Source organism: Neisseria sp. P0001.S005 (assembly GCF_051963715.1).
Genome location: NZ_JBQCTZ010000824.1, coordinates 1 through 348, shown reverse-complemented (window position 1 = coordinate 348; position 348 = coordinate 1). Strand labels below are relative to the sequence as shown.

Sequence of the window (348 nt, the reverse complement as noted above, 5' to 3'; positions counted from 1 at the left end):
CGTATTGTTGTGTATCAAGGTCAAATCTTGATATTGGGCATAAATTTCCGGCAATACCAGCAAACGCTTTTGCTCGGACAAAACGGTAATAAAATTTGCCAATTCGACATTTTTGATACCGACAAGACCTTTGAGCGTTTCTGCCTTTTCGGAAGCTCCCGTTTCCGGCTGCTCGATGAGGGCAATGACTTTCTCATCCTGAACAACCGCTGCGAGTTCTTTCAGTTCGCCCAACCAAGACTCGATTTGGTTTTTTTCCTGAGCCAGACTGAACAATGCTTTCGCATAAGGTCTGGCAATCGTTGCGAACTCTGCCATAAGATTACAGCTCCTGTTTTAAGGTACTGA

The 348-nt window shown here is 44.5% G+C and carries 1 protein-coding gene; it reads right to left on the bottom strand.

Features of this window, described 5'->3' with window-relative positions; translation table 11 throughout:
- Positions 1-318 (bottom strand): ATP synthase F1 subunit delta (gene atpH / locus ACTHSP_RS23060; protein ID WP_440347134.1); only part of this gene is annotated, 318 nt, incomplete at its 3' end.
- Positions 319-348 lie beyond the last annotated feature (30 nt).